This is a genomic window from Hymenobacter mucosus (assembly GCF_900188255.1).
GTDB lineage: Bacteria > Bacteroidota > Bacteroidia > Cytophagales > Hymenobacteraceae > Hymenobacter > Hymenobacter mucosus.
This window is the reverse complement of record NZ_FZNS01000018.1, coordinates 1-23,564: the sequence shown is the minus strand read 5'-3', so window position 1 is coordinate 23,564 and position 23,564 is coordinate 1. Positions and strand designations below refer to the sequence as shown.

Here is a 23,564-nt window from a genome sequence, read left to right as displayed (position 1 = left end):
ACCTGATTACGACACCAAGTTTTCAATCAGCATAATCATGATGTGGATGGCCTTAATGTGAATTTCCTGAATCCGGTCGGCATAGCCTGAGTGTGGAGCCCGAATTTCAACATCACACAGGCTGGCTAGCTTTCCGCCATCTTTACCAGTAAGCCCTACTACCACCATGCCGTTGGCCTTCGCAGCTTCGGCCGCGCGCAGAATATTAGGAGAATTACCGCTCGTGCTAATGGCCAGCAGCACGTCGCCAGGGCGGCCTAGGGCCTCCACAAAGCGGCTGAACACGTAGTCGTAGCCGTAGTCATTGGCCACACAGCTCATGTGCGAGGCCTCCGTAAGAGCAATAGCCGCTAAGGCGCGACGGTCGTTGCGGTAGCGGCCGCTTAGTTCTTCGGCAAAGTGCTGTGCGTCGCAGAGGGAGCCGCCGTTGCCGCAGCTTAGAATCTTGCCGCCCTGCGTGAGGGCCGTGGCCATTAAGCGTGCCGCCTGCTCGATGGCTTGTATGTGGGCAGGGTCCTGTAGGAAACGGTTGAGAACGGCCTGGGCATCCGTCAACTCAGCCCGGATGAGGTCAGAAAGCGAAGGTTGGGTCACGGAGAAGAATTACTGCACCGGGCGGTTCGTGCTGCTCGGTGGGGTAGTGGAAGTAGGCTGATCAATGGGGGCGTGCGGCAGGCTCGGGTCAGACTCGGGGTACACGGGCGTGCGCGGTTCAGGGTAAGTAGTTACGCCGGTACGCGGGGCGCTCTGAGGACGGTCGGCGGCGCGCTGCTGCTCCATCTGCTGATCGTAAAGACGCGCTTTAAGCTCGTTGATTTTGGTTTCCCGGGCTGCTACGTCGCGACGTAAAATTACGCTGTCAAGATTTTCAGTAATCAATTGCAAGCCTAGCAGCACAACCGCCGTGATAAAGAGGCCCTGAAATAGCCCCTGGGGAGAGCCAAATATACCAGCAAAAGAGGCCTGCACGGAGGGAACCAATAGCAACAGCAGAGCCAGCAGCAGGAACACCATTACGAGTATTGTGACGAGGCGTTTGAGAGCAAGCATGGAGTTTCGGAAGGCTAGGTGAAGAAAGAAACGTTGGCCCTAGTACGCAGAAGCCAACTTAACGGACTAAATATAGGGCTTTGCCTACTCTTGCGTGTGGCGTATTGTTCTGCTTGGCTAGGATGCGCCGTGTGGTGGTAGTCTTGCAAATCAGACTAGTGCTGCATTGTTGGTTTGCATTAGGCTTAGGCGCTTGTACAGGCCGTTTTCGCGGCCCAGCAGTTCTTCGTGCGTGCCTCGCTCCACAATGCGGCCGTGTTGGAGTACCACAATCTCGTCGGCGTGCTGCACCGTGCTGAGGCGGTGGGCAATAACCAGTGAGGTTCGGTTTTGCATGAGACGGGTTAATGCCTCCTGTACCAGCTTCTCGCTTTCCGTGTCGAGCGCGGAAGTAGCTTCATCCAGAATTAGAATAGGAGGATTGCGTAGGATGGCCCGGGCAATGCTCAGGCGCTGGCGCTGCCCCCCCGAAAGCCGGCTGCCTCGGTCGCCAATGATAGTAGCGTACCCCTCCGGCGAGGCCATGATAAAATCGTGGGCATTGGCAATGCGGGCGGCCTCTATTACCTCCGATTCTGTGGCTTGAGTGTTGAAACGGATGTTGTTAAAGATGGTGTCGTTGAACAAGATGCTTTCCTGAGTTACGATGCCCATTTGGTCGCGCACGGAGTGGATAGTGCAGTCGCGTACATCGTGACCATCAATGAGCAACTGTCCGCCGGTAGGGTCATAAAAACGCGGCAGCAAATCGGCCAACGTACTTTTGCCCCCGCCGCTGGGTCCTACCAACGCCACCGTTTTTCCTTTGGGAATGGTAAGGTTGATGTCCTGTAGTACAGGGGTATCACCGTAGGCGAACTGTAAGTTGCGGAGTTCAATATGGTGCTCAAAGGCTGGTAGCAACTGCGCATCGGCCCGGTCCCGAATCATCGGCTCGGTATCAATAATGCTAAGTACCCGCTCGCCAGCCACCAAGCCGCGCTGGATGTTGCCAAACGAGGACGATAGAGCCTTGGCCGGTGTGAGCACCTGTGAAAACAGAATCACATAGCCAATAAACGTTTCGCCATTCAAGTTCGACTGTCCGCCTAAGATCAGGGTGCCACCAAAGTACAGTAGCCCGGCTACCACCGAAACGCCGGCAAATTCCGAAAAGGGCGAAGCCAAGTCGCGGGTATTATCGATGGCCCGCGAGGTGCGCGCATACTGGTTGTTTTGCTCCTCAAACTTGCCTTTGATGTAATCTTGGGCATTGAAGGCCTTGATAACCCGAATGCCGCCCAGCGTTTCATCAATCACTGAAAGCATAGTTCCCAGGGTGCTCTGGCTTTGCTTTGCTTGGGTGCGTAGCCGCTTGGCCACGCCCGCAATTACGCCACCCGAAATAGGCAGCAAAATGAGGGTGAACAGCGTGAGTGGCACCGAAATATGAAACAGCACCACGAAGTAGGCCACAATAGTCAGAGGCTCCTTGATTACGGCCGTCATGGTGTTGACCACGGACGTTTCCACTTCTTGCACGTCGCTCGTGAAGCGCGACATTAGGTCGCCCTTGCGCTCATTGCCGAAGAAGCTCAACTGCAGACCAATAATGCGGTGATAGAGGTCGTGGCGCAAATTCTGGATGACGCGGGCGCGTACTTTGGCCAGCAGCCGCAAACTCAGGTAGCGGAATACATTACTCAGCAACACCGACATTACCACTACCACGCACACAAAAGCCAAAGCCCCAAGCTTACCCCGTGCCGCTAGTACATCGGCAAAGAAGTAGTTGAAAGTATCCGTAACCCACTGAATGGTAGGACGGAAAGAAGGTAAATGCTCAGGAGCCTGCAACGGCACTTTATCCGTCGTATCAAACAGCACCTTCAGCAGCGGGATAATGAGCGTGAAGTTGCCGATGCTGAAAAAGATAGTTAGCACCGTGTACAGTAGGTACTGCGGTAGAAAAGCCGCCCACGGGCGGGCATATTGCAGAATGCGGAGGTAGGTCTTCATTGGAAGCGGCAAAGGTAGCGCATTCCCAGTGGCCTGTGCCCAGCTGCACCCAACAGGCGCTAGTCGGCCTTGAACACACCTACTACCTCAATCTGACCTACGATGTAGCTGTTAAACTCCGCTAGTTCCTCGGCCGGTACCCATAGCTCGTCATAGTCTTGGCCGCCCACGTTTTGCACCGGAAATGTATTGGCGTAGTCGGCGTCTATGGCGAAGCGTAGCACGTAGCCCACGCCAGCGGCGGGCGCGTTCCAGCCGTGGGCAATTTCGGCCGCATACGTCTCATTCAGCACCGGATAAAAAACAGACTGCTCTGGCCTACGCAGCGGAAAAGCCGTCCATCCCGCTGCGGCAATCAAATCTAACTCCTGCTGATTGACGGGGCGGTACAGGAATATAGAAGCGGGGTCGTGACGCATGAAAGGGCTGTAAGGAGGCTGTATGGTTGGGCAGGCACTAAAAAACGAATACAGCTGCACGAAGAAGGCGCTTCGCCTCGTGCAGCTGTATTCGTTTCTTCTATGATGGGCCTAAAACTCGTGTAGGCGCTGGGCGATGTTCCATCGCAAGGCCACAGAGGCTAAGGCATCGGTGCCGGCCGTGAAATAGGATACAGGCTGGTCGAGCGTGCGGTGCCGTACAATCAGCTTACCATCTAACCAAAGATTATGGGCGGCTTGATAAGAAGCCGTGAAGTCACCATGGAAAAGATAAGAGGTGACGCCCGACCCTACCTGGAAGCCATACTCCTGAGGGCGCGAGGTGTATGGTAAATTGGGGTTTGAGCCGTAGTTCTGGCCATTAGGGTCGAGTCCTTGCTTGACATAAAATCCTTTGGCCACCACGTTCAGGCGGGGCAGTGGCTGGTAGCTGACAATGCCAATCAGTTTCCACAAATTAGCTCCCATAGGGTGCGCCAACGGTTGCTGGTAATGCTGGTAGTTGCGGAACTTATCTTCATGTTCGTACATGAAAGGGCGAATGAAGTTGAATTCTCCCTGGATATCGAGGTTGCGAATGCCTGCTACGTTAAGGTACTTGCCCCCTAACTGAATGCTCTGCTTGTTAGCCCACCAGCCATCACCAGCCCGAATCTCACTGAGTACAAACTCATCGAGTACTAATTGGCCATAGAGCTGTACCCGCCGTTTAATATTCCATTTAAAATCTAAACCTAGCAGCGCGTTGTCTTCGGAGCCGGTACCCTGTTCTACTGCCCGGTAGAAGATGATAGGATTGAGGTATTGCAGCTCAAAACCACGCCGACGGGGCTGAATTACTTGTTGCTGTACGCCACCTCGGGTTACTAATAATGTGTCGTTGGTAGCGGAATAGCCGCTATATACTACGCTTTCAAACACGCCCACATTTAAATTGGGCAGCACGTCGAAGCTCAAATGGTGGAAAGCCAAATACTTTCGGTCGTACGAAGCGTCAACATTCGGCGCGTCGGCCGTCATCTGGGCAAACAGGTTTTCGTAGTGAAATTTCCAAATGCGCGTCTGTGCCTTTAAAAAGAGGTAGGGCGCCGCATAATCCGATAAAATAAGACTGCGGTATCCATTGCCTATCTGATTCCGGTCGTGGCCCAGCTGTAGGCTAACGTGCTTACCTGCTGCGTAGGTAAGGTAGCCCCGTGCCGAGAGAAAATCATACTGACCCGGAGTAGCTTTGAACGGCTTCCAGAAGCCCTCATGTGGTACGGCCTGGTCCCGCTCAACACGCTGCTGCACGTATTCTGGCACAGCCATCTGATTATCGGCCAGGAAGGTGTAGAAACCAAGGCGCTGGTCGATAGTACCTTCTACCTGTACGCCGCGAGTGTTCAGGAAGCTATAGCTCTTGCTACCATCACTGTTGCCCAGACTTAAGCCCAAAACTGGGTTTATACGCAGTGAAAAATTGGGCAGCTCCACACTGTACAAGTCGGAGCGCCGCTCGTAAAAGTGCTTTAAAATAGGTTTCTCGCGCAGGTTGATAGCCGAGTCTTGGCGGGCATCGTGCCAGTTGTCGCGCAGCAGGTAGCGTATGTTGTAGCGGTCTTGGCGCGACAAACCCGCTGTTGAATCGCGGAGAATACGCTCTGCCAACCGCGCTACCGATGCTCTCGTGTAGGGCCGTACCGATGTGTGCAGGTCGGATAACGAGTCAGCTCCATACTGTATCGCATACCGGTCGATAAGCCGGTAGATATCGGCGTCCAAGGGTACGTACGTCGTACCCATTGTTGTTTTAGCCTCCCCTTTTGAGGTGATGTTCCAGTTCGCTGATTTGACCGGACGCGGCTCCTTGGGCGGGTCGTCATAGGTTAGCCAGTTGCCTTGTCCGTCGATAGGCCGGGTAGGCGGGGTGTCCTGGGCAGTGGCTGATAACGTGAGCAGACCCGAAAGGCCTGATACTAGAAGGTAGGATTTTCTCATAAACAGAGCCGCTTATACAAGAGCCGGCGAGCGGGACAACAAACCTACGGACTTAGCGCAAGAATGGGATGCTACTTCGGGCTAGATGAGGAAGATAGAGTGCCCGTGGCGGGCAGTATGAGGTGTACACCACGGGAAAATCTGCGTTACAACGCCACCGCGCCTACCTTTGGTATTATGCTGCCGCGCCTGCTCCGCTATTCCGAAATTGACCTAGCTGCCTGGGATGCGTGCGTACACTCGGCCCAGCAAGTGGTGCCTTACGCGTGCTCATGGTGGTTGCAGGCCACCGCCGGCCGGTGGGATGCACTAGTGGAAGTAGACGAGCAGACTGGCCGCTACCTAAGCCTATGGCCCTTACCTGTGAAATGGCGGCCCTGGGGCCAGCAAGTCTACCAGCCGCCCTTTACGCAGCAGTTGGGTATACTTGGAGCCGCTTGGCCACTGCTCCGGGGAGTTGCTACCATAGCAGGCCACTACACCAGCTTTTATACCCAGCTAAATGACGCTAATGGCCTATTCTCTCTACAAGACTCCGCACCGGCACGGCAACTAAGCTTAACCTGGCAAACGCGCCAGACCTACCACCTACCGCTCGACCAGCCCTACGCCACAGTGCGGGCTGCTTACGCCGCTGATTACCGTCGCCGTTTGCGTCTCAATGAAGCTGCCATAGTGCCGCTCCTGGTCACGGCAACGGACGATGCGGAGCCAGTACTGACGTTATTCCAGCAAACGAAAGGAAAAGCCGCCGACCTCCGCAGTCGTCATTACCGCATGATGCGGCGCTTAGTGACAAGCTTACGTAAGCAGCAAGTATTACAGGTTCTGGAAGTGCGCCAGCCCGAAACGGATGAGCTACTGGCTGGGGCGCTGTTCGTGCACTATCGCACCCGCTTAGTATATCTGTTTGCGGCGGCTTCGGAGGCGGGGAAGAAGGTAGGCGCTCCTGTGTTGCTGCTCGACTCGCAAATCCGTCGCTACGCCGGCACACCGGAGCTGATTCTTGATTTTGAAGGCGGAATGATACCGTCTATTGCCCGTTTTTTCGCCAATTTCGGGGCCGTGCCCGTGCCATACGCGGCCTTATCATTCACCCAACGCCCCTGGTACCTGAAATGGATGCGCTGAAGCCTATTCCTGCCACTACTCCCGTCGCCGCCGCTCCTTCCAAGCCAGCGGAGCCTCTATACGACTCTAGCCGCGTCCACATTGTCTGTGCCGAGCCCTCCATTGCCAATCACTTCTTAGCGGAACTGCGCGACGTAACAGTGCAGCATGATTCCCTGCGCTTCCGCCGCAATTTGCAGCGCCTCGGCGAAATCATTGCCTACCGTATCAGCTCCCAGTTGAGTTACACTGATAAAACGGTGACAACCCCCTTGGGCGAATCCAGCAGCAAGCAACTTCACGACTTTCCGGTGCTTGCTACGGTACTGCGCGCGGGCCTGCCCTTTCACCAAGGGTTCCTCAACTATTTCGATCAGTCGCCCTCTGCTTTTGCGGCGGCGTACCGCATTGAGGGTACCGCCCAGGTACAAGTGCAGGTCGACTATCTATCGGCTCCTAGTCTTGATGAGCGGGTGCTTATCTTGGCTGACCCCATGCTCGCTTCGGGTAAGTCATTGGTGCAGACGTACCGAGCTATGCTGCGCTTTGGCACGCCCCGGCAGGTGCACATTGCGGCCGTTATTGCCAGCCCACAGGGCGTGGAGTACGTTACGCGCGAAGTGCCCGAAGCCAACCTCTGGGTGGCTGCCATCGACGACCATTTGAACGAGCAGGCCTACATCGTACCCGGCTTGGGCGATGCCGGCGACTTATCATATGGTAGTAAGCTCTAACTATTTGATGGACTACTGCTTAGCCGGTAAGGTATTTGCAAGGCAGTGCCGTTATTCATAGAGAAGATAACAAAGGGCTAACTCGCCCAGTCGAACCCTTCTGATGGTGGGGTGTTATCTTAACTAGCTTCCTCCCCAACTTTCGCGCCGCTTCTCTAGCATCGGGTAGTTCAGATTTAACAAACGTGGTACCTACTCTGCTCAAATACGCTTCCGTTTTTGCCATTGGCATGTTCAAATTCGTGGCAGCGCCCGTTGCAGGCGTAGCCGCGGGCGTAGCGCCCCAACTCATCTGGATACTTTCCGTGGCCGGGATGATGACAACTGTCCTGTTGGTTTCAGGCTTGGGAAAGGCATGGGCAATGCACCAGCGGCGTAAACGCGCGGAAAAAGGCAAGCCATTGTTTAGCCGACGGAGTCGCACCATTGTCAGCATCTACCGCCGTTTCGGCATTGTAGGCATTGCATTCTTGACCCCCATTCTGTTTAGCCCAATTGGGGGTACTGTCATTGCTACCCAACTGCACGTACCCCGCTGGCGCATTCTGGTGCACATGCTATGGAGTGCCATGTTTTGGGGTGGAGCCTTCACCTTGTTGGCTATCAAATTTAGTCACCTCCCCATCTTTGACCATTATCGGTAGCTGAACCACGGATAAGGCATGGCAGCTGAGTTGCTATCTGACTAAACAAAAAGGCCGTTTCTAGTAGAAGCGGCCTTTTGTTAGTTGCTCTTGACCGGCAAGTATACCACACCCAATAGCTCTCAGGCGCTGCCGAGCTATTTGCTCCGGCGGTTGCGGGCACGGCCCTGCGCAGCCCGGAAGGCCTTGGCAGAAGGGGAGGACGCTTTGCCCTTCGATGGGTTTGCCTTCTGCCCTTTCTGACTACGGTTGGGGCCAGCTACGTATTCGCGCCCTGTCCGCTTATCAATGGTTACCCCCGGCTTTATCCACTCTTTACGCTCGTGGAAGGCACCCTGGAAGCTAGGATCTTCGCGCTTACGCCGTTCGTCCTTCTCGCGGTCCATGCTTTGCTGCTCCTCAAAGGAGGTCTTGGCCACTTCTACCTCCGGCGGCAGTGGTAGCAATGGAATAGGCTGCCGAATTAGCTCCTCAATGCGTTGCATGTGGTGCATTTCGGCCTCATTCGCGAAGGTAATGGCTGCCCCTGTATGCTGGGCTCGGCCCGTACGGCCAATGCGGTGTACGTAGTCATCATACACTAATGGCACGTCGAAGTTGATGACGTGGCTTACCTGGGGTACATCAATGCCACGGGCCGCCACGTCCGTCGCCACAAGGAAGCGGATATCGCCGGCCTTGAACGCCTCCATGGCATTGATGCGCACATTCTGGCCTTTGTTGCCATGAATGGCCCGTACTTCTCCGTGCGCTTTGCGCTGGAGGAAGCTCGCTACGTTTTCGGCGTGTTCCTTGGTACGCGTAAAAATCATAACCCGGTGGAACGTGTCCCAGTCAAGCAATAGGTACTCCAATAGGTTAATCTTCGTGAGCAGGTTGGGCACCTCGTACAGGCTCTGGCTTACATTTTGGGCCGAAGTAGCGGCGGGGGTTACTTCAATTCGCACTGGAAACTCCAGAAATTCCTCGCTTAGGGTAGTCACTTTATCTGGCATCGTAGCCGAGAACAGCACGTTCTGACGTTTGCGCGGAATCACCTCCAAAATACGCCGGATTTGGGGCATGAAGCCCATGTCCATCATCTTGTCGGCCTCATCCAGCACCAATGTCTTCAGTTCTTTCAGCACCAAATCGCCCTTCAAGTACAGTTCCATGAGGCGGCCGGGCGTCGCAATCAGAATATCAACGCCTTTGGCAATGGTTTCAATCTGAGTTTTGGGCCCTAGGCCGCCGTAGATGGCAAAAATGCGTAGGTCGGTATGAACGGCCAGCTTCTTTATATGGCCTTCCAGTTGCATGGCTAGCTCCCGGGTAGGAGCCAGCACGAGGGCCCGTGGGTGCGTACCCTGGGCATATTTTACCTTCATCAGCAAAGGCAACCCAAAAGCCGCAGTTTTGCCGGTTCCCGTTTGAGCAATACCTAGCACGTCGTGGCCGGCCAGCAATAACGGGATGGTTTGCTCCTGCACGGGAGTAGGCTGCTCGAAGCCGGCCTCCTCCACGGCCATGAGAAGTTGCTTATTAAGCTTGAAGTCGGCGAAGGAAAGAGGCTGCGGCGTATCAGACATGGCAAAAAGGCATTAGAAACCACAAAGGTACGGGTAATCTTGGCGGCAAAGGCGGGTACTCTACAACAAGGGGAGTAAGGAGTTAGCAAAAACTTAGAAAAAAACTTTGCTAAACCTTTGCAAATCCCCGGCCGGCGGCTACTTTTGTCGCTCCAATACCTAACACGGTAGGTATAGCTCAGCTGGTTAGAGCGTCGGATTGTGATTCCGAAGGTCGTGGGTTCGAGCCCCATTACTTACCCACCGAAAAGGCCTCTCCTGGTAAGGAGAGGCCTTTTTTTTATCAGCTCGGGTATACCTCGTTCTTTTTCGCCCTTCTGCGGAAGGATTTGGATATTTGTGGTGTTGCACCCGCAACTGTACAATTGCATGAATCACTTTTCCCCCTCTTGCTTATGAGCCTGGTTGTTATCGGCACGGTGGCCTTCGACGCCCTGGAAACTCCCTTCGGCAAAACCGACAAAATTATTGGTGGCGCCGCTACCTACATCGGCCTGTCGGCCTCCTACTCGCTTAAGCCGGTAAAGCTGGTAGCCGTAGTAGGTGACGATTTTCCGCAGTCTGATATCCTACTGCTCGAGGAGCACGGCGTAGACACGGAAGGCCTGCAGATCAAACAGGGTGAAAAGTCGTTCTTCTGGTCGGGGAAATACTCCAACGACCTAAACTCCCGTGAAACGCTAGCAACGGAGCTGAACGTACTGGCCGATTTCGACCCCATTCTGCCCGATTCTTACCAGGACTGCAAGTATCTGATGCTGGGCAACCTCACGCCCCAAATTCAGCGCCTCGTTATTCAGCGCTTGGTAAATCGGCCAAAGCTCATTGTGATGGATACAATGAACTTCTGGATGGATGTAGCCCTCGACGAGTTGAAGACGACCATTGAAATGGTAGACGTGCTCAGCATCAACGACGAGGAAGCTCGTCAGCTATCCGGGGTGCATTCGCTGGTGAAAGCTGCCAAAATCATTATGGGTATGGGGCCGAAGTACCTGATTATTAAGAAGGGGGAGCACGGTGCCTTGCTTTTCCACAAAAACAAGGTGTTTTATGCTCCGGCGTTGCCACTAGAGGAGGTATTTGACCCTACCGGCGCAGGCGACACTTTTGCGGGTGGCTTTATTGGTTACCTAGCTGCTACCGACGACATCAGCTTCGACAACATGAAGCGCGCCGTTATTCATGGCTCGGCTATGGCTTCTTTCTGCGTGGAGAAGTTTGGTACGGAGCGTTTGCTCAACCTAAGCCAAGAGGAAATAGAAGCCCGCGAACAGCAGTTTGCCGACCTCGTGGCTGTGGTGCCCGCTACGGCAGTGCAGAACGCATAAAGCTCAACAGCAACGGTATACGGCCCTCTGCCTCGGGATGAATCCTGAAGCAGAGGGCCGTTCGATTTTGGCAACCTTGCAGAAAGTAATGCGGTACAAGAGAGTAGATTTTTTCACTTAAGTACCCACCGCCATGAAAAATCAAGAGAATAAGCCTTCCGATAAATTGCAAGATACTCCTCAAGGTCCTGACGCTATGCAGCCCAATGCGGCCCCGGTAGATCCGGAAACCCGTAACCACTCGAACAGCGGAGGTAACCAGACTCAGAACCTGAACCAAAATATGATTACGGAAAGTGGTAATCAGATTAAGAACAATACCCCGGGTGGCAACTTCAACACAGTGCGCTCGGCCCGGACCAATAAGCCTCGTAGCAATCCAAATCCTAGCCAGCAAAACCAAAAGTAATTGCGGCTTGCGCATGCGAATAAAGAAGCCCTTCCTGCCACTGTAGGAAGGGCTTTTTGTATGAAACAAACTCTTAGCTCAATAAGCTAGGGGATTACTTTCAACCGTACTACGCGGGTGTCCACGTCGCCTTTATCGAAGAAGTCCTGTTCAAATAGAATGGTCTTGTTGTCGAGCCAGCGCGGGTTCGTGCAGCCCCAGTCGGTTTGCCGTTCCCAGAGCAGTTCGGGCTTGCTACCCTCCGCCGACCAAAGCTGGAGCCCGCTCGGCTCGAAGCGTGCTAGAACATCGGAGTTGCCACACACGAAATGCCGACCATCTGGGGAAATAACTGGCGGAGCCAAGAGTTGGGTGCGGTGGCCCGTACGCTGATCGACCAACATATAGTAGCCGCCCTCATACAAGTGCACCGACAGCAGCCACTGCCGGATGTGCGGTAGGCTTGCTAGATACTCGTACGAAACGTTTCGCTCATCTTCCGCCGGAATATTCACGAGGCGTATTTCGCGCCCAGCCGTGGGCCGAAGGCGTAGCAAACGCCCCGTGCGCTGCACTCGAGGGCCTGCCTGTGCTAGTCGGCGCTTCTCTTCTACCGTAAAATCAAGAAAAGATTCTTCTTCTTCAGCCGATGTTGGCTTGGAAGCAACCCACGTAGGAGCGGGTAGCTGCTCGTAGACTGGCCGCGCAGCCGGGTAAATACGCAATACCCGGCCCGGCACTTGCACCAGAGTGTCGAGGTGCTCCAGGCGGTAGATGCGTGGGGGAACGGGTGGCTTGGGCAACTGCACCAGCGTACCAGGCCGTGGCTTCTCGGCCGGCTGCATCCGCAAGGTGCACGCTGGCAAGGCCACAGCTAGGGGCAAAACTTTAGCGACGGTGCGCAGCCGGAGCATGACTTTTTTCAACTACGGGTGGCGCTTAAAACTCTTGCTTTAGCCACTGCTGGAAGCTGGCTTGCTGCTCTGGCGTGGTAGTGGATAATTTCTCAATCGTGATTTTCTGCCAGAAGCGTTGGCCAGCATCAGCTACTAACGGTACTGTCAGCAACCGGTTCTGGCGAAATACCGTCACGTCGTGCTGGGTTGCGCCGTCGCTGAGCAAGTTGTGCAGGTTCATATCGACACGGCGGCCATTTACGGCCACTATTTCGTCGTCTACGGTAAGGGCTAGGGCAGCGGGAGCATCAGGTAAAATGTCGGTTACTAGAGTCCGCTCATTTCTAACTGCGGCCCGGAAGCCATACATGCCTTCGGAAGTGGAAGCATTTTCTTCAATGCGCAACCGGCAGCCCACAAAGCCTAACACACGGTTGAGCGGGTCCTCTAGTGCAGCAGTGCCATAGATAAACTTGTCGAAGTAGGCCTGCATATCGCGCCCTGCTACTTCCTGCACAATGCGGATGTAGTCGTCCTCGGTGTAACCTACACCAGTTTTGCCGAAATCTTCCCAAAGGCGGCGCATAACGTCGTCTAGGCTACGCTTGTGACCCGAAAGCTGCCGTAGAGTGAGGTCCAACAATAGGGCTACCAGCGCTCCTTTATGGTACACAGAAACCTTACGGTCGGGGATGCCTGGCTTGTAGCCATCCAGCCAGAGGTCCATGCTGGCATCGGCCACAGAGAGGTGGTAGCGGCCATAATCGTCGAAGTGCTTGCGCAGCACAATATTCAGCTCCTGAAAGTATTGCTCCGCAGTGCGGACCCCTGCCCGGGCCAGCAGATACTCCCCATAATAGGTTGTAATGCCTTCCGCTATAAAGCAGGTGCGGAAGTAGTTTTCCCGGGCGTAGTCGTAAGGCTGCATTTCGGCGGGCCGAATGCTTTTGATATTCCACGCGTGGAACAGCTCGTGGCAGCTCACGCCTAGTAATTCTTTGTACAGCCCTTCCGTCATCAACAGCTCCGCAGGGCCCAGCATAATTACGGTGGAGTTGAGATGCTCAACCCCGTGGTAGTGCTTGTAAGGCAGAATCTGGTTGAGGAAGTGGTAGTCTTGGGCCGGAAATGAGCCAAATAACGCTAACTGCTCGGCGCTAAATGCCCGGAAGTCTTCTACAAGATGCGCCCAATCTACTGGGCACTCACCCTGAATCCAGATGTAGAAGGGAAGGCCATTGACCTCGTAGTTGCGATACTGCAGCGTGGGGCTGGCAATCAGAGGGGAGTCGGCTAGGTGGTCAAAGCTTTGGGCCTGTAAGGTACTAGGTCCGCTCTGGGGCAGACCACAGGCCAATTGCCAGCTTTCTGGCAAGTCGAGCGTGAGCTGGCACATTTCCTTTTCACGGCCTTCGATGTACATAAAGGCCTGCACTGGGTTCAGGTACAGTTGGGTCTCGTCTAGCCAAGATCCACCAGCATCCATCTGGTGCGCGTAGAAGTTGTACCGCACCCGCACGGTACGGCCGGCTACTTCCGTTACCTGCCATCGGTCTTTCGTGAGCTTACGCGAGGGTAGTGGCTCGCCCGATGCGGCATCTTCCACCACAACATGTTGTAGCTTCTGAGCAAAGTTTTGCAGCTCATAGCGGCCCGGGCGCCAGGCCGGAAGTTGCAGTTCCAGTGCTTGGGTAGCATCAGCGGCTACCTCAAAGGTCATCTGTATCTGCACGTAGAAAGTAAGCGGGTTCTCGAAAGAGGCGTAATAGTGGATCATGGAAGCGCGGAACGGCAACAGCCGGTAAACCTGACGTAAAGCTACAAATTGCGGGCCGGGATGCCCGGCTTATCATACGGTTTCCACCATAAAACAGTGCGGGTTTTGTACGGTGGGTAGCCGAGGAGGAGGATAGTAAAAGTGGAAAAAGCAAGCCTAAGCGTTGTCTTTTCCGAAACATACTCTTACCTTTGCCGGCCTTACCTGTCACTGAGCCACTTAACAATACCATGAAACGTACTTTTCAGCCTTCGCAGCGCAAACGCCGCAACAAGCACGGTTTCCGCTCTCGCATGGAAACCGCTAACGGCCGCAGCGTAATTGCTCGTCGTCGTGCCAAAGGCCGCAAGCGCCTGACTGTATCCGACGAAGGTCGTCATAAGCGCTAAGCCGCTGACGGCGCCTGCCGCACCGCTCCTGACGATGGTAAACTCTACGCCGGGCGCGCGCTCTTATTCGTTTCCGAAAGAAGAACACTTGTGTCGCAAAAAGCTCATCGACGAGCTTTTCGGCCGGGGTTCTTCTTTTGGTTTGTATCCTCTGCGTATAGTGTGGCTTCCTACCGCAGATGCTACCACTGCTGCTCCACAAGTACTAGTGAGCGTCAGTAAACGCAATTTTAAGCGGGCCGTTGATCGGAATTATTTTAAGCGCCTCATGCGGGAAGCCTACCGACTCAACAAATACCGCCTGTTGGAGGCCCCCGGTGGGCACCGGGTAGGGCAGCTAGCTATTATCTATACCGGGAAGGAAAAAAAGCCTTTCACGCTGGTCGAAAAAAAATTAATTTCAGGGCTGGAGCGTTTGCTGACTGACGCAACCCCGCAAGCCCGGGCGGCGTCTCCTTCGTAGGATTTTTACTAGCTGCCAGCCCCTTTATGCGCAAAAAATCTTTGGCTGCTGTTGCCTTGCTCGGCGGCGCCGCACTACTCGTATCGTTCCGCCCAGCCTCCGATAATGAGCGGTATTTCGAAATAGCCAAGAACCTCGACATTTTCGCTACCCTCTTTAAAGAGGTCAATACGTACTATGTTGATGAGATTCCGCCGGCCAAACTGGTGAAGACGGGTATTGACGCCATGCTCAAGTCGCTGGACCCGTACACCAATTACATTCCCGAGGACGATATTGAGGATTTCCGCACGATGACTACCGGACAGTACGGTGGCATTGGCGCGGTGGTGTTGAAGCGCAACGGCAAGACGGTCGTGCAGGCCGCTTATGAGGGCTTTCCCGCTCAAAAGGCTGGCCTCCTCCCCGGCGATGAAATCCTGACCATCAACGGCGTAAACGTCGACAAGAAGTCTAACTCCGATATCAGTAAGCTTCTGAAAGGCCAAGCCAACTCGCAGGTGAAGCTGATGGTAACCCGCTACGGGCAGGATGCCCCAGTGGAGCTAAATATTACCCGTGATAAAATTCAGGTCGATAACGTGCCCTACTATGGCATGCTCACGCCTGAGGTGGGCTACTTCCAGCTTACCGGCTTCACCATGGATGCTGGCAAGGAAGTGCGCATGGCTGTTTCTAAGCTGAAGGAACAAGGCGCGAAGAAGCTGGTACTTGACATTCGGGATAACCCGGGCGGCCTACTCAATGAAGCCGTTAATATCTCTAACCTTTTTGTAGATAAGGGGCTGGATATCGTAAGTACTAAGGGCAAGGTAACGGACTGGAACAAGACCTATAAAGCCTTGGATACGCCCTTGGATACGCAGATGCCAATCGTAGTGATTACCTCTAATCGTTCGGCATCCGCTTCTGAAATTGTGTCGGGGGTGTTGCAAGACTACGACCGCGCAGTGCTGGTAGGAGAGCGAACGTTTGGTAAAGGCTTGGTGCAGGCTACTCGTCCGCTCAGCTATAACTCACAGCTCAAAGTGACGACGGCCAAGTACTATATTCCCAGTGGGCGCTGCATTCAAGAAATTGACTACAGCCACCGTGCCGATGATGGTACGCTAGGCAAGGTGCCCGATTCCTTGCGTACAGCTTTCAAAACGCAGGCTGGCCGCACGGTATACGACGGCGGCGGTGTAGCACCCGATGTGGAGGTGCAGGATCCCGAAATTGCGGACATTACCCGGGTACTACTGCAAAAGAGCTACCTGTTTGACTATGCTACCCGCTACCGAGCTGAGCATCCTAGCATTGCGCCGGCACGGCAGTTTGCGCTGACGGATGCTGACTACCAGAAATTTGTTGATTACCTCAAAAATAAGGACATCAACTACAGCACCGACGCGGAGAAAGCCTTAGCTGACCTCACCAAAAAAGTGAAGGACGAGAAGCACTACGACGACGTGAAAACGGAATTGGAAGCCATGCGCCGCAAGGTAACGACCAATAAAGCCAACGACTTGATGCGCTTCAAACCCGAAATTCGGGAGTTGCTAGAGCAGGAGATTGTGTCGCGCTATTACTTCCAGAAAGGAAGTGTAGAAGCTTCTTTTGATGACGACCCTAACATCCTAATGGCGATGAACGTGCTCAAAGACCCGTTGCGGTATGGTGCCCTGCTCAAGCCGGGTACCGCAGAAGCTAAAACCCGCCCCGAAGCCAAGCGCAGCACCGCCGGCGGGAAGTAAGAAACAGCTTATTGGGAACCACAGAAAGCAGCCTCTTCTTGGGGCTGCTTTTTATTTGTGCCTACTCCAAGTGAATAGCCTTACTTCTAACGGTTACCTAAATGAGGTACTAAGGAGAAATGTATAGAGAAGGATGTGGTAAAGCTTTGGTAAGAAGCGGTAGCTAAAAGCACTGTAGCGAGCTTCCCGGTAGCTGCTGTACCTTTGCACTATGTCCACGCTGCTACTATCCCTCGAAACTTCCTCCCCCATTTGCTCTATTGCCTTACACCGCATGGAAACGGGCGCGCTAGTGGGGCAATCGGAGTTGCGACTAGAGAAGTCACACTCTTCTCACTTGAGTGTACTCATCAATCAGTTGCTGGAAAATTCTTTGCACACGCTGGCTGATCTGGCGGCAGTAGCCGTTTCCGATGGGCCTGGCTCCTATACGGGGTTGCGCATTGGGGCCGCGGCGGCTAAAGGACTATGCTACGCCTTGGATATTCCGCTAGTAGCTATTAGTACCTTGCAGAGTATGGCGCACCAAGTAGCTAGCGTCACGGCCCGCCCCGAGCAGTTCCTATTCTGCCCCATGTTGGATGCTCGCCGGATGGAAGTGTATGCGGCCCTCTACCAGTGTACGGGGGCCGAAGTGCTGGCTCCAACTCCTCTGATTTTGGATGCCGACACCTTGGCCGAACAATTAGCCCACCAGTCTTTGTTGTTCTTTGGTAGCGGGGCAGCCAAGTTTCAGGCTCTCGTTGCTGAGCACCCGCGGGCGGGGTTTCTCACTGGCATTGAGCCATCGGCCGTGGCCGTTGGTGCATTGGCAGTGGAGGCTTATCGTCGGCAGGATTTCCGGAGCGTGGCTTACTACGAGCCGTTTTATCTGAAGGAGGTGTACACCACCACTCCTAAAGCCGCTAGCCTCCCGAAAAAGGGTTAGTGAGCAACCAAAGCCGCTAAATCGGCTCAGTCTTCAGCCTCTCACTTCTATCTATACCATGGAAGAGTTTATCAACCGCGTTGCGCAAAGCGCCCTTACCACGCTCAACTTAGAGGAGTTTATTCATCCGGGCGAGCGGGTAGTTTATGACATTAAGGAAAACCTGTTTCATGGACTTATCCTCCGCGAAAAGGATTTCCGCGAGTTCATCAAAACGTATGACTGGAGCCAGTACGATGGTAAAAACGTTGCCATCATCTGCTCCGCCGATGCTATTGTGCCCACGTGGGCTTATATGCTGCTGGCTTCGAAGCTACAAAACCATGCGCACCGCTACGTATTCGGTAGCCTAGAGGCGCTGGAACAAGACTTGTTTCATGAGGCAATTGCCAAGGTGGATATCGAGCAGTATCGCGACGCTAAGGTGGTAGTGAAAGGCTGCGGTGAAAAGCCTGTGCCTACCTATGCCTACGTCGCCATTATGCAGAAGCTGTTGCCCGTTACGTCCAGCATTATGTATGGCGAGCCCTGCAGCACGGTGCCTCTCTATAAGCGGCCGAAAGTTGCTGTAAGCTAGGGTCTTCTAACCCCTAAGAAAACGCGTCATCCTGAGCCGCGCGCAGGTATTTCTACTAGAGCAAGGGCCGTGTTTGCGACTCGTTCTATTGTAGGAAGTCTCCCGCCGTGGGCAGGATGACGCGTTTTTGCGCCATCTTAGCTCGCTAAACGTTGCCCTGTATGTCCAACCTTACTTCTGTAAAGCCCTACAAAATCAGCGTAGTAACTGGTATTGCCATTGTAGTAGCCAATATGGTTGGTACGGGTGTGTTCACCAGCCTGGGCTTTCAGGTGGTTGATATTCAGAGTGGCTTTGCCTTGCTGATGTTGTGGCTGGTAGGAGGTGTTATTGCGCTATGCGGTGCGCTCTGCTATGGTGAACTGGCTGCTGCTATGCCCCGCTCGGGTGGCGAGTACCATTACTTATCGCGCATCTATCACCCTGCCCTCGGCTTCCTTTCAGGCTGGGTGTCGGCTACGGTAGGCTTTGCTGCTCCCACGGCGGCGGCAGCCATGGCTCTCGAAAAGTATGCCACCAGCGTTTGGCCCACCTTACCACCCAAGTGGCTTGCCGTAGGGGTGGTGCTAGCTCTAGCTGGGGTGCATGCCAGTAGTAGTCGGGCAGGCAGCCGTCTGCAAGTAGTCGTCACACTTGTCAAAGTAGCCGTCCTAGTTGGCTTCATTGGGGTCGGGTTAGTTGTTGCGGTTCCCCAGCCAGTAGTCTTCACGCCTCAGGGTTCGCCCGAGTGGCAGTTACTTCTTAGTCCTGCCTTTGCCGTGTCGCTCATCTTCGTTTCCTACGCATATTCCGGCTGGAATGCAGCGGTATACCTCACAGGGGAAATAGAGCAACCGCAGCGTAATTTGCCGCGCATCTTACTCATCGGTACAGGTACTGTACTCCTATTATATATAGGACTAAACTTTATTTTTCTGCACTCAACTCCCATTACGAGTTTGAAGGGACAAGTAGAGGTAGGGTTTGTAGCAGCTACATCCTTATTTGGCACGGCAGGAGGGAGGCTGATGGGCGGCCTCATTGCGGCGTTGCTTGTCTCCACTATCAGCTCTATGATCTTTGCTGGCCCTCGCATTGTGCAGGTGATGGGGGAGGACTTGCCAGCCCTGCGGTTTCTTGCTTACCGGAGCCCAGGCGGCGTACCCGTGCGGGCTTTGATCTTTCAAACCGCTCTTACATTACTATTCGTGCTTCAGTCCTCGTTTGCGCAGGTAGTAGTATATGCGGGCTTTGTGCTCAACTTATTTACGTTCCTGACGGTGCTGGGGCTATTCATTCTCCGAGTACGCCAGCCAGCGCTGCCACGGCCCTACAAAGCCTGGGGCTATCCTCTCACACCGCTACTGTTCCTGCTGCTCAATGGCTGGACGCTGCGCTTCATAGCTCAGGATAAGCCGACCGAAACCCTGTATGGATTAGCTACGCTTGGCTTGGGCTTGCTGGTGTATTTTGGAAGTCAGCGCGTATTTCGCCAACCTCAGAGTGCAAACTAGCCGTAAGCAGAGCTTTATGCTAGCGTATGGAAGCACCTTCTCCGCCATTGGCCGTCGGCTGGAAACAGAAAGCCTACAGCGTTATTTTCGAATCGGATACTTCTGCCGGACGAGCGTTTGACATTGGACTGTTAATAGCTATTCTGCTCAGCGTACTGGTTGTGATGCTGGAAAGTGTGCGAAGCATTAACGCCCAGTACGGACCCTATTTGCGGGCCGTCGAATGGCTTTTCACCGGCTTATTTATCGTTGAGTACATAGCTCGGCTACTGGTAGTGCGCCGCCCACTCACGTATGCGCTCAGCTTACTAGGCATTATTGACTTCTTGGCCATTGCGCCCACTTTGGTTAGCCTAGTTCTAGTAGGTAGTCAATACCTTATCGTTATCCGTACGCTGCGGCTTCTGCGGGTATTCCGCATTTTCAAGCTGGGGCGTTTTGTTGGTGAAGGCGAGTTCATTGTCCTTGCTCTTAAAGCTAGCCGCTTCAAAATCCTGGTGTTTCTGACGGCTGTACTTACCCTCGTGGTAGTTATCGGCACGATGATGTACGTGGTAGAAGGCGGGCAAAACGGATTTACCAGCATTCCAAAGAGCATCTACTGGGCTATTGTTACGCTTACAACTGTCGGGTACGGTGACATCTCACCCGTAACAGTGCTCGGTCAGACGCTGGCCTCCGTTCTGATGATTTTGGGATACGCCATCATTGCCGTGCCTACCGGTATAGTATCGGCCCAAATGGCTACTCCTAGTAAAGCTGCGCCCATGTACAAACAAGTAATCTGCCACGTGTGCCAGGCCACCGAGCACAATCCGGAAGCGGAGTACTGCTGGCGTTGCGGCGAAAAGCTCTAGGGTAACTAGTTCAGGCAGCTTAAGGCGTTTGCTTACTTTCGCCTTTCCTGAACATTCTGCTTCACGTATGCGCTTTCTCTTTATCCGGCTGTTATTGCCGGCGCTTCTAGCTGCTGTTACTGCTTGCTCCGACCAGAAATCCACCTCAGCCGAGCAGCAAGTTGCCCAAACTACCTCCTCCGATACCGCAGTTGCTCAGCCAGCAATAGCTCCGGCCCAACCACCCGCACCCGATACTAGCGCCGTGCATAATGTGGCCGCTTACCTAGCCGGGTTACCTAGTAGCCGTCAGAGCAGCTTGCGCACATTGGAGGGCCAGCCTGGCTGGCAAGCCTATGCCACAACCTCTAACAAAAGCTGGGCTACCTACGACAGCACGCGCACAGCCAAGATAGAGGCTTGGGCAGCTACTGAACTAGACTCTGTGCAAGCTACTAGCCCTACCATTTTCTATCCCTTCAGCGGCCCCGATTTCCTGAATGTCACCACAATGTTCCCCACCAGCACCACATACGTGTTGATGGGTTTGGAGCCTGTTGGTACGGTGCCCCAACGCAGTACCCTTGAAAACCCCAATCTGTTCACTGCGCTCAAAGCGTCTTTGTGGTCGGTGCTGAACTTTAGCTTCTTTCGCACCAATGATATGGCCGTAGACCTAAAATCAGTGGAGTTGGATGGGGCTCTACCCTTAATGATGCTGTTTGCGGCTCGCACAAATCACCAAGTGCTAGGCGTACGCTACATCCAACTGAGCCCGCAGGGAGAACTCATCGAAGCCGATTCGGCTACAATCCGCAAACCCAGCCTCAAGACCATTCCTGGTGTGGAAATGAAGCTTAAAGCTAAAAACGGACCCGAGAAAACGGTGCTCTACCTGTCTGCTGATCTGAGTGACTGGAAATTGGGTACTACCAAAGAAGCGGCTCTAACGTACGTGCGCACGCTCGGGCCGCTTACTACCTATGTAAAGTCGGCGACGTATTTGATGCACAAGGCTTATTTCAGCAAAGTGCGAAACCTCATCTTGGAACGTAGCAACTATGTTTTGCAAGACGATTCCGGCATTGCAATGAAGTACTTCCCTGCTTCCGACTGGCAGTTTACGTATTACGGTACCTACAAGCGTCCCATCAACTTGTTTGCCAAGCACTACCAACCCGAGCTAACCGCTACTTATACTGACAAGGCCAACCCTCCGCGCCCGTTGCCTTTCGGTACCGGGTACAACTGGCGTCAAAACGACTCCAACCTCTTGTTAGCGCACCGTCGCCAACCAGTGCAGGCGCAAGAAGTACAGTAGCACTAAAAAAGCAGAAGCCGCACTTGTTAACAGGAATGCGGCTTCTGCTTTTCTAAAGATCAAGTACAGCATAGAAACTCGTAAGATCTTGCCTTCGCTCACTAGCGTCTTATATACAATGTTGACTCGTCTTAAGCTGCTACCTATGGTCTTGCTGCTAGGAGCTCTTCCTGCATCTCACCAAGCTGCCCTTCCAGCATCAGCTTTGCCGGCATCTCTTCCAGATAGCCCACTGCTTGATAGTCTACTGCGTGCGGATGCTCGCCTACTGCCAGTAGTAAGCCAAGCCAGTGCATATGAGCTTCAAGTTATCTATATCCAAATTGACCGTGACAACCAGAATCAACCGCACTTCACTCAGCATTCCTTTCATGTTAATTCCCGTCAGTATTTCAACCCAGCTAGCTTAGTGAAGTTGCCCACGGCAGCGCTTGCCTTAGAAAAGCTGCACCAACTGAATATTCCCGGACTCACGCGCAATGCCGCCATGTCTACCGGAACGGCCTTCCGTTGCCAAACTGCTGCCCCTTTCGTCAGCTCTCCTGATTCGGATAGAATCAATTCCGTCGGGAATTATATTAAGCGGATGCTCCTGGTAAGTGACAACCAAGCATACAACCGCTTGTATGAATTTGTGGGGCAACGCCCACTCAACGAACGGTTATGGCAGCTTGGTTATCCAGAAGCACGCATCGTCCGCCGATTTGCTCCGTGCGATACGGCTGCTAACCGTCATACTAATCCCATCAGTTTTAAGAATGCAGCTGGGCAAATCATCTACCAGCAGCCGCCAGCCACAAATCATCAGTCATTAGGTTTCCCTTTAGGGCGCATCACCAAAGGACGAGCGTATCAGACCGGGGGGCATATTGTCACTAAGCCCTATGATTTCACTACAGCCAACTACCTGCCATTGGAAACGGTGACTACCATGTTGAAAGCAATCCTGTTCCCTGAAGCGGTATCTGCTGCTAACCGTTTCCAACTCACCGCCGCCGACTACGGTTTTCTTCGTCAGTACCTCCGCTATACTCCCCACGCCTCAGGATATACACCCTACCGTTCTGCGCAGTACTTTGATGCCTATAAGAAATACCTCTATTATGGGCGCCAGCGGACAGCTACTAATGAGCCCGGCATACACATATATAATGTAGTTGGCTTGTCACACGGCTACGTAGCGGACGTGGCCTACATAACAGATAAGACACAAGCGGTAGAATTTATGCTTAGTGCTGTTCTATACGTTAACAAGGATGGCGTTCTTAATGATGGTGTATATGAATACGATTCCATTGGTTACCCCTTTCTAGCTGCTTTAGGCCAGCATATATACAGATTCGAGCTAAAACGGCCACACAATGTTCCTGAAAAGGAAAGTCAACAAGAATTGCCAGAGGATAAAAGCAGAAAAATGCGCTGACTGGGAACCGATAATCGAGTCTGGTAGTTCGCAATATCCTGACTGATAGCAGCTGCCGAAAAAGGGGTAAATAAATAATCGAAAGATTAATTTAAAATCTTGTTTTCTCTACAAGATCTACTACTTTTGCACTCCCGAATCGAACGGAGGCGGGCAACGAGAAGTAACAAAAAAAGTTGCGCTCGAAAGTTGGAAATGCAAAACAGTAGATGTTACCTTTGCAGCCCGCTTCAGTAGGAAGGGGAACAGCAGCCAAGAGAACAGAAAATATTTTCTACTACTAGTTGCACAAACGAAAACGCTTCGTACCTTTGCAGCCCGCTTCAATCGGAAGAGGGTAAGCAGAAAAGAAAGAGAAAATTTTTCCTTCTTTTTCTTGCGAATAGCAAAATGCTTCGTACCTTTGCAGCCCGCTACGGCTCGAAGGAGTTGCAGCCGCCACGCTCAGCGCGGCACAGGGTTAGTTTCAACTGGAAACTAGC

22 protein-coding genes and 1 tRNA gene are annotated in these 23,564 nt (G+C 53.5%); 15 read left to right on the top strand and 8 right to left on the bottom strand.

Annotated features, from left to right (window positions below):
* Positions 1-6 precede the first annotated feature (6 nt).
* The 5 genes from lpcA to CHB83_RS22125 all read right to left on the bottom strand — a co-directional run bounded on the left by lpcA (position 7) and on the right by CHB83_RS22125 (position 5,468).
* Positions 7-594, bottom strand: a complete 588-nt coding sequence (gene lpcA, locus CHB83_RS22145) for a D-sedoheptulose 7-phosphate isomerase (RefSeq protein WP_089334336.1) — start codon at positions 592-594, stop codon at positions 7-9.
* A 9-nt stretch (positions 595-603) separates the two neighbouring features.
* A complete protein-coding gene (locus CHB83_RS22140) occupies positions 604-1,050 on the bottom strand; it encodes a hypothetical protein (protein ID WP_143437250.1) in 447 nt (148 codons plus the stop codon).
* A 150-nt stretch (positions 1,051-1,200) separates the two neighbouring features.
* Positions 1,201-3,048 (bottom strand): ABC transporter ATP-binding protein, encoded by a 1,848-nt coding sequence (locus CHB83_RS22135; protein WP_089334335.1) that lies wholly within the window; start codon positions 3,046-3,048, stop codon positions 1,201-1,203.
* 59 nt (positions 3,049-3,107) lie between these two features.
* Positions 3,108-3,467, bottom strand: a complete 360-nt coding sequence (locus tag CHB83_RS22130; protein ID WP_089334334.1) for an ADP-ribosylation/crystallin J1 — start codon at positions 3,465-3,467, stop codon at positions 3,108-3,110.
* 111 nt (positions 3,468-3,578) lie between these two features.
* Positions 3,579-5,468 carry a hypothetical protein gene (locus CHB83_RS22125; RefSeq protein WP_143437249.1) on the bottom strand — a complete coding sequence of 630 codons (1,890 nt, stop codon included), beginning with the start codon at positions 5,466-5,468 and terminating at the stop codon, positions 3,579-3,581.
* Between the two features lie 177 nt (positions 5,469-5,645).
* Here CHB83_RS22125 and CHB83_RS22120 point away from each other — a divergent pair, with 177 nt between their 5' ends.
* From CHB83_RS22120 to CHB83_RS22110, 3 genes are all read left to right on the top strand, one after another.
* Entirely contained in the window at positions 5,646-6,599 is a 954-nt protein-coding gene (locus CHB83_RS22120) for a GNAT family N-acetyltransferase (RefSeq protein WP_179225606.1), read from the top strand.
* Positions 6,587-7,312, top strand: a complete 726-nt coding sequence (gene upp / locus CHB83_RS22115) for a uracil phosphoribosyltransferase (RefSeq protein ID WP_082455614.1) — start codon at positions 6,587-6,589, stop codon at positions 7,310-7,312. Before CHB83_RS22120 ends, upp begins: the two co-directional genes overlap by 13 nt.
* 230 nt (positions 7,313-7,542) lie before the next feature.
* Positions 7,543-7,956 (top strand): hypothetical protein, encoded by a 414-nt coding sequence (locus CHB83_RS22110; protein WP_045689563.1) that lies wholly within the window; start codon positions 7,543-7,545, stop codon positions 7,954-7,956.
* Between the two features lie 137 nt (positions 7,957-8,093).
* Here CHB83_RS22110 and CHB83_RS22105 read toward each other — a convergent pair whose 3' ends face one another.
* A complete protein-coding gene (locus CHB83_RS22105) occupies positions 8,094-9,524 on the bottom strand; it encodes a DEAD/DEAH box helicase (protein WP_089334331.1) in 1,431 nt (476 codons plus the stop codon).
* Positions 9,525-9,691: 167 nt separating this feature from the next.
* Here CHB83_RS22105 and CHB83_RS22100 point away from each other — a divergent pair.
* The 3 genes from CHB83_RS22100 to CHB83_RS22090 all read left to right on the top strand — a co-directional run bounded on the left by CHB83_RS22100 (position 9,692) and on the right by CHB83_RS22090 (position 11,264).
* Positions 9,692-9,765 (top strand) — tRNA-His (locus tag CHB83_RS22100).
* 154 nt (positions 9,766-9,919) lie between these two features.
* Positions 9,920-10,855 (top strand): PfkB family carbohydrate kinase, encoded by a 936-nt coding sequence (locus CHB83_RS22095; protein WP_045689552.1) that lies wholly within the window; start codon positions 9,920-9,922, stop codon positions 10,853-10,855.
* A gap of 133 nt (positions 10,856-10,988) precedes the next feature.
* A complete protein-coding gene (locus CHB83_RS22090) occupies positions 10,989-11,264 on the top strand; it encodes a hypothetical protein (RefSeq protein ID WP_045689551.1) in 276 nt (91 codons plus the stop codon).
* 86 nt (positions 11,265-11,350) lie between these two features.
* Here CHB83_RS22090 and CHB83_RS22085 read toward each other — a convergent pair whose 3' ends face one another.
* The gene (locus CHB83_RS22085; protein ID WP_143437248.1) at positions 11,351-12,169 is read right to left on the bottom strand and encodes a TolB-like translocation protein; all 819 of its coding nucleotides are present in this window, start codon (positions 12,167-12,169) and stop codon (positions 11,351-11,353) included.
* Between the two features lie 13 nt (positions 12,170-12,182).
* Positions 12,183-13,916 carry a M61 family metallopeptidase gene (locus CHB83_RS22080; protein WP_089334329.1) on the bottom strand — a complete coding sequence of 578 codons (1,734 nt, stop codon included), beginning with the start codon at positions 13,914-13,916 and terminating at the stop codon, positions 12,183-12,185.
* 230 nt (positions 13,917-14,146) lie between these two features.
* Here CHB83_RS22080 and rpmH point away from each other — a divergent pair, with 230 nt between their 5' ends.
* From rpmH to CHB83_RS22035, 9 genes are all read left to right on the top strand, one after another.
* Complete coding sequence (gene rpmH, locus CHB83_RS22075) at positions 14,147-14,305, top strand: 50S ribosomal protein L34 (protein ID WP_045689549.1); 159 nt, start codon at positions 14,147-14,149, stop codon at positions 14,303-14,305.
* A 34-nt stretch (positions 14,306-14,339) separates the two neighbouring features.
* Positions 14,340-14,768 (top strand): ribonuclease P protein component, encoded by a 429-nt coding sequence (locus tag CHB83_RS22070; protein WP_089334328.1) that lies wholly within the window; start codon positions 14,340-14,342, stop codon positions 14,766-14,768.
* A gap of 26 nt (positions 14,769-14,794) precedes the next feature.
* Positions 14,795-16,504 carry a S41 family peptidase gene (locus CHB83_RS22065; RefSeq protein WP_089334327.1) on the top strand — a complete coding sequence of 570 codons (1,710 nt, stop codon included), beginning with the start codon at positions 14,795-14,797 and terminating at the stop codon, positions 16,502-16,504.
* Positions 16,505-16,715: 211 nt separating this feature from the next.
* Positions 16,716-17,432, top strand: a complete 717-nt coding sequence (gene tsaB / locus CHB83_RS22060) for a tRNA (adenosine(37)-N6)-threonylcarbamoyltransferase complex dimerization subunit type 1 TsaB (RefSeq protein WP_089334326.1) — start codon at positions 16,716-16,718, stop codon at positions 17,430-17,432.
* A gap of 58 nt (positions 17,433-17,490) precedes the next feature.
* A complete protein-coding gene (locus CHB83_RS22055; protein WP_045689545.1) occupies positions 17,491-18,009 on the top strand; it encodes a DUF2480 family protein in 519 nt (172 codons plus the stop codon).
* Positions 18,010-18,170: 161 nt separating this feature from the next.
* Entirely contained in the window at positions 18,171-19,502 is a 1,332-nt protein-coding gene (locus CHB83_RS22050; RefSeq protein ID WP_089334325.1) for an APC family permease, read from the top strand.
* 26 nt (positions 19,503-19,528) lie between these two features.
* Entirely contained in the window at positions 19,529-20,359 is an 831-nt protein-coding gene (locus CHB83_RS22045) for an ion transporter (RefSeq protein WP_089334324.1), read from the top strand.
* Positions 20,360-20,426: 67 nt separating this feature from the next.
* Complete coding sequence (locus CHB83_RS22040; RefSeq protein WP_089334323.1) at positions 20,427-21,659, top strand: hypothetical protein; 1,233 nt, start codon at positions 20,427-20,429, stop codon at positions 21,657-21,659.
* 145 nt (positions 21,660-21,804) lie between these two features.
* Positions 21,805-23,082 (top strand): serine hydrolase, encoded by a 1,278-nt coding sequence (locus CHB83_RS22035; RefSeq protein WP_179225605.1) that lies wholly within the window; start codon positions 21,805-21,807, stop codon positions 23,080-23,082.
* Positions 23,083-23,564: the final 482 nt, after the last annotated feature.